We start from the raw sequence: 6197 nt of genomic DNA, 5'->3' as shown, positions 1-6197 counted from the left end.
CGAGCAGATTGTTGATGTCGCTGGCGCGGTTGTCGAGCGACTGGGCCGTGAAGAAGTTGGTGGGATTGTCCAGGGCCGAGTTGACGCTCTTGCCGGTCGACAGACGGTTCTGTGTGGTGGCGAGAAGGTCAGCGGTGGACTGGAGGGAGAGCAGGTTCTGACGAACCGATGCGGAGAGGACGATACCGGACATGACTCTGTTACCTTTCTGGTAAACGACGCTACTGTTACACGTCTGCTTGGATCGCGATGGACCCAGCGACGGCGGACCGTGCCGCCGAGACCTCTAACGAAACATGAAATGAAACCCGCGCTTTTGCCCGGTCACGCGTGATTCGGGCCTGGAAGCAACGCGCATGGCCGCGCCGCCGCACCAAACGCGACATTGAAAGCATTGAGCTTTCTGGCGGGGATAGCCCAAATTTACAGCTCGTTAACTAGTTGCGAGCGAGAATCACGTCCTGATAGGCCGCAACGAACGCTCGGTTACGAAAGCGTTGATGGAGAACAGGAATGGCCCTCAAGGTCGAGCTCAAACCGCACGAACGCATCATCGTCGGCAATTCCGTGATCACCAACACGGACCAGCGGGCCCGCCTCCTGATCGATGGCGAGAACGTGCCGATCCTGCGCGAGCGCGACATCCTCACGCCGGAGACCGCCGACACGCCCGCCAAGCTCGTCTATCTGGCGGTCCAGCTCATGTACATCTCCCCGGATCCGCAGACCCAGCACGGCACCTATTTCAACCTGGTGCGGGACATCGTCACCGCGGTGCCGAGCTCCTGGCCGATCATCGAAGGCATCAACAACAACATCCTGAACGGCGACCTCTACCGAGCGCTGAAGGAAGCCCGCAAGCTGATCGCCTATGAGGAGAAGCTGCGCAACCAGTTCGAGGCCACTCATCCCAAGGCGGCAGCCGACAAGGACGACGTCAGCACCGCCGCCTGATACAGCGTTCGCAGCAACGACAACGGCCCCGGGATCGCCTCCGGGGCCGTTGTCGTTCCAGACGTTCGTCAAGTTATTGCGCTACGAGCGGTGGCGCGTCGACTTCGATTACTCCGCCGCTCCGCTGTCCACCGAACTGCAGCACGGCTGCGATCAGCGCGTCGATGTCCGCCTCCTCGGTGCGGTGATTGACGATCGCGGCGCGGATCGCGAACTTTCCGTCCAGCGTCGTGCTCGATGGCGCAGCGATGCCGGACTCCTGGACGTCGGCGACGATCTCGCGATTGACCGCATCGCCGCTGCGATAGCGGAAGCAGACGATGTTGAGATTGACCGGTGCCAGCAATTCCAGCCGTGGTTCGGCCAGCACACGCGCCTCCAGATATTTGGCGAGCGCGCAGCTTCGTGCGATTGCCCGGCCCAGCCGGTCGGTGCCGAACGTCTTCAGCGTGAACCACGTCTTCAGCGCACGAAAGCCGCGCGACAGATCAGGGCCGAGATCGCAGGGCCAGACCGCGCCCGCCGCAAGCCCCCTCGCCTCGCGGCTCAGATAGGCCGCCGGCTGCGCGAAGGCCTGCCGATGCTGCTCGCCGTCGCGCACCAGCAGGAAGCCTGCGTCATACGGCACCTGCCCCCATTTGTGGAAGTCGAGTGCGATTGAACCCGCAAGCTCGATGCCGCCGAGCAGCGGCGCAAGCTCCGGCGACAGGATTGCGAGCGCACCGAAAGCGCCGTCGACGTGAAACCAGATTCCTTCCTCGCGGCATAACGCAGCGATCGCCCTGAGGTCGTCGATCGCCCCGATATCGACCGTGCCGGCGGATGCGACCACCAGAAAAGGCTTGAAGCCGACATCGCGATCGACGGCGATCTGTGCGCGCAATGCGGCAACGTCGATGCGATGATCGGCATCGACGGCGATCTTGCGCAGCGCATCGGTGCCGAGCCCGGCAATGTCCATCGCCCTCGAGATGCAGCCATGCGCTGCCTGCGACGTATAGGCCGTGAGCAGCGCACTGTCATTGCCGATGCCGTGCTGCCGCGCCAGCGTGCCGAGCGCGGTGGTGCGCGCCACCAGCACGGCCATCAGATTAGCCATCGACGTGCCCGTGACGAAGATGCCGCTTGCGCTCTCGGGAAAGAGGAACAGGCGGCGCATCCAGTCGACGATCTGGCGCTCCACCTCGATCGGCATGTGGTCGCGTCCGCCGAGATTGGCGTTGAGGCCGGCGGCGAGCATCTCCGCGAGCATGCCGACGGCGGTGCCGCCGCCATGCACCCAGCCCATGAAGCCGGGATGGACGTTGCCGGTCGCATAGGGCGCGACATGCTCGCAGTATTCGCGATAGACCTCGGCAAGCTCACTCGCCTCGCGCGGCACGTCCGCCCTGAATGCCGCACGAACGTCATCTGGGATCGGTCGCCAGACGGGGCGCGCCCGAACGTTGGCAATGCCGTCGATCGTTTCGTCCAGCATGCGGTGGGCCAGCGCGCGAAACTCGCTCCAGTCCTGCGGATCGAGCGCGGTATTCGCGACGGAGCTTTGCGCATTGCGGATGATCTCGTTCATGCTGCGCTCTCCCCGCCCGTCTTCGCATGCCGCAACAGCATCGTCGTGAACGCGGTAAAGATCTTGCGCATCTGCGGCGGCTTGTACGGAAACACGACCGGCGAATCCATGTTGTGCACGACGGCGGTGTTGTCGGCCTCGAACACCAGAAGCTCGCCATCCGCGTTCTCGGCGCAATCGACGATGAAATAGTCAAGGCCGACGCGCCGGCTCATCTCCTCGAGCGCGTTTCCGTGGCGCGCGCCGAAGGCATGGTCGAAGTCGCGCATGAAGACGGCTTCCTCGGCCCGCTTCTCTTCGCTGAAGGCCATGTAGGCGTTGAGATACCAGATGTCCCAACGGTCGGCGATCGCCATGTGGCACGCGTACGGCTTGCCGTCGACCATGGCGAGGCGATACTTGCGGTAGAGCCCGTCGGGGCTCACATAATCGACGAAGCGTGCGACGAAGAAGTCCTGCTCTTTCCGTTCGGCGAGATAGGTCGCCAGAGCCGCCGCATCGTCGAGCTTCGCGAGCCCGACGCCGGCATGCGAGCCGCGCGGCCGTGCGATCATCGGAAAGTGCAATTCGCCTGCGATGTCCGCGCATGCGATCCGCCCCTGCGCGAGGTCCGATAATTGCGCGCGCGTTGCGTGGATGGTCGCGGGAATGTCGAGGCGGGGCACGCCCGTCAGCAGCCGATACAGCTTGTCGCGATCGAGATTGCCGATGCGATCGGGGCGATTGAGCAGCGGCCGCGGCCAGTGCGGCGCGGCCTCATCGATCAGCGCGAGCGCCTCACGGCATTCCTCGGAATCGGAGGCGACCACGATGGCCACGTCGTGCTCCGGCAAGGTCTCGGGCAACCCGACGCCCTTGATCACATAGAGGGTCAACAGCTCGACATCGGAGCCTTCGAGCAGGAAATCGATCGGCGTGTTGCCGCCCATGTCGATGTCGGCTGCAAGCGCGAGCAGGCGCAGGCCCGACTTCGGAGCTGCGCTGGGCGTTCGGAACAATTGATGGAAGGCCAGCACCTCGGACTGGATCGCAAGCCCCCGATCCTTGTCACCCAGCAGCTGGGTGATCAACGACAGGTCCAGCCCCTCGCCCGCCAGCGCGGTCCCCGCTGCGATGCGCGCGACGAGCTGATCGCGCAACGGATGCAGATCGACGCCTTCGAAGGCCCGGCGCGTCAGCTGCGCAAAGCCGATGCGGTCGGCATAGTTCGCGGCGGTCAGGCCGATCGGCGGGGAAACCGGATGCTGCATCTCACACCTCGAACGCGGACTTTACCGGCACGGCCGCTGCGCCACCGGCGAGCAGCAGCTCGATTTTCACCAGGACGTGGGCGATCTGGTCGAGAAGGTGCTGCACGTTGCGCTGCGCCTCCGCCCTGTCCGGCGACCAGGCCTCAGTCACGAGCCGCGCGCCGACGCAGAGGCGCAGCACGGCCTGCGGCGTCCCGTCCTGCCGCTCCAGCCGCACCGGCTGGCCGATCAGGCAGCGCTGCGCGACCACCTGACGGTCCTCCGTGCTGCCGTTGATCTCGTTGCTGACGTCACGCGCCAACGCGCGATGAACAGAAGCGGTCTCGGCAACACAAACCGGCTTGCCGTCGCGCAGCAGCGTGAACGGAAAGATGGTCGGTTGCACGAATTCCTCGTCGTCGACGCCGGCCACGTGGGTCGCGGCCGAAACAGCGTGCAACGACGGCGACAATGCGATCATGCTGTCGATGCCGGCAGCGAGCTCGGCGAGCATCCCGGCGCGGAAGGCCCCGGGCACGCCGTAGTAGCTGCCGATCTCGGCCAGCGCCGCCTCCCAGCGCAGCCATTGACCGAAATTCGGACGGCGCTCGAAGCGCGAACGCAGCGCCGTCCAGGCCATCGGCCAATCGCAGCGGCCGGCGTAATCACGGATTCCAGATGCGATCCCCTCGACGCGATCGAGCGACCGCGACAGGCCCTTCGGCACCAGCAGTACACCGCTGAAGGCAGGGCCGCCGAAGATGGAGCCGGTGATCAGCACCATATATCCGCGGTCGAGATAGGAGCGCAGCCGCCGGCGACCGAGCCGGGCCTGGCAGGCGTCGACGACGATCTGGACTTTGCGCGGCCAGCGCCGCGCGATCTCGTCGAGGCAGGCCGCGCTCGGCGCACGCCATCCGAGCTTCGAGGAATCCATGATCTGGAGCAGCACGGGCGCGCCTTGCGCGATCGTGGCCTCGACCGCATGCAGCACCGCTTCATCGGCATCCGTGCGCATCGCGATCCCGGCCCCCGGCGCGCGCAACGGCAGCGAGATGCTGGCGCCGGCCAGCCCCGCGACCGCGCCGTCCTTGCGAACCGCAAAGCCGCTCGCCGTCAGGGTGCTGAAATGATGTCCACGCGCGGTATGGGTCGTGCCGCTGCCGGCCTGGTCGGCGCCGACCACGATCGTCACCGGCCGCGCGCCGAGCATCGTGCGCGCCAGGAACAGGGCATGGAGCTGGGAGTCCGTGCCGGACGGCGAGAACACCACGTCGACGCGCGGCGAGAGCTGGAGATGACTGCGCAGCTCGTGGCGCATATCCTCGCAGCGTGCATCGAAAGCGATCTCGACCTCGTCGAACAGGCACTTGTGCATCAGCTCTTCACGCGCCAGCGCGGCGCGGTCATAGGCCGCCTGCGAGATCGTCGACGCGGTCGAGGAGGCGAAATTCCACACCTCCGGCTCCGGCGAAGCCGGGCAGCCATAGGCGTTGGCGCGGCCGGTGGGATCGAGCGCCAGGCGCGGATCTCCGCCGGAAACGAGCAGCGTGTCGAGCGGCGTGAAGAGGTCGCGCAGGCGATAACGCGAGCCGCCGTCGGCGGCGCGTTGCATCTCGGGCCGAGGGGATGGGCCGCCGCTCATGCCGAAAGGCTCACGCCGCGGCATCGGCCGCCGCAGGCGCAGCTGCGAATTGCGAGGCGATGTCGCCGTGGAACACCGACGGCCCGACGTGGTCGAGCGGGCTCTGGATGTCGGCCCAGATCTCGCCGCCGATATCGGTCCAGCGCTTGCAGAAGGCGAAGTCCTCGGACAGATAGGTGCCGGTCGCCGGATCGATCATACATTCGAACAGCGCGAACCGGTTCCGGCTCGCCGCCAGCGCATCATGGGAATGCTCGCGGAAGAACTGGAGGTTCGCGTAGTCGGGGTGGCGGCACATCGCCTCCAGCACGTGACGCCGGATCATCAGGAAGCCGGTGCCGGCATAGCGCACGCGGGTGAATCCGTTGACCACCACGATGCGGTCGGGATCCTCGATCTCGAGCACGTAGTCGAGCGAGGCGGCCGGCACGTCGGCCCGGCCTGACTGGATCGCCCGCGCGGCCTTGTCCCAGTTGACCCGCTTGATCGGATAGCAGCCGGCGACGACGTCCGCGCCGCATTCGATCAGGCGGAACACCTGCTCCGGCTTGAAGCCGATATCGGCATCGATGAACAGGAAATGCGTCGCCTTCGGATCGTCCAGGAACATCGCGGCCAGGTTGGCCCGCGCACGGGTGATCAGCGCGTCGCCGTCGCGCAAGAGAACCTTGAGCTCGAGATTGGACATGCCGTGCACGGCCCGCTGCAACGCGAAGATCGAGCTCGCATAGATGCTCGACACCTGCCCGCCGAAGCAAGGCGTTGCCACCACCAGCTGCATCTTGTCCGACATCGACCG

Annotated in this window: 5 protein-coding genes and 1 pseudogene; 1 reads left to right on the top strand and 5 read right to left on the bottom strand. The window is 65.9% G+C overall.

All coding sequences use genetic code 11. From position 1 onward, the window contains the following. Nucleotides 1-193 (bottom strand): annotated as a pseudogene (locus I6F17_RS20550) (flagellar protein); the annotation flags it as partial. A 320-nt stretch (nucleotides 194-513) separates the two neighbouring features. Here I6F17_RS20550 and flbT point away from each other — a divergent pair. Beyond that, nucleotides 514-954 (top strand): flagellar biosynthesis repressor FlbT, encoded by a 441-nt coding sequence (gene flbT / locus I6F17_RS20545; RefSeq protein WP_036015664.1) that lies wholly within the window; start codon nucleotides 514-516, stop codon nucleotides 952-954. Nucleotides 955-1027: 73 nt separating this feature from the next. Here flbT and I6F17_RS20540 read toward each other — a convergent pair whose 3' ends face one another. Genes I6F17_RS20540 through I6F17_RS20525 form a run of 4 tightly spaced genes read right to left on the bottom strand, consistent with a single transcriptional unit; the run spans nucleotide 1028 to nucleotide 6191 of the window. Then, complete coding sequence (locus tag I6F17_RS20540; protein ID WP_225129806.1) at nucleotides 1028-2524, bottom strand: aspartate aminotransferase family protein; 1497 nt, start codon at nucleotides 2522-2524, stop codon at nucleotides 1028-1030. Continuing rightward, on the bottom strand, nucleotides 2521-3774 hold the full coding sequence (locus tag I6F17_RS20535) for a hypothetical protein (RefSeq protein ID WP_225129804.1): 1254 nt from the start codon (nucleotides 3772-3774) through the stop codon (nucleotides 2521-2523). Before I6F17_RS20535 ends, I6F17_RS20540 begins: the two co-directional genes overlap by 4 nt. A gap of 1 nt (nucleotide 3775) precedes the next feature. Continuing rightward, entirely contained in the window at nucleotides 3776-5398 is a 1623-nt protein-coding gene (locus I6F17_RS20530) for a hypothetical protein (protein WP_225129802.1), read from the bottom strand. A gap of 10 nt (nucleotides 5399-5408) precedes the next feature. After that, nucleotides 5409-6191 carry a hypothetical protein gene (locus I6F17_RS20525; RefSeq protein ID WP_109143176.1) on the bottom strand — a complete coding sequence of 261 codons (783 nt, stop codon included), beginning with the start codon at nucleotides 6189-6191 and terminating at the stop codon, nucleotides 5409-5411. Between the last annotated feature and the right edge of the window lie 6 nt (nucleotides 6192-6197).

This window comes from Bradyrhizobium sp. NBAIM18 (assembly GCF_020193825.1).
Taxonomy (GTDB): domain Bacteria; phylum Pseudomonadota; class Alphaproteobacteria; order Rhizobiales; family Xanthobacteraceae; genus Bradyrhizobium; species Bradyrhizobium yuanmingense.
This window is presented reverse-complemented; position numbering and strand designations above follow the sequence as displayed.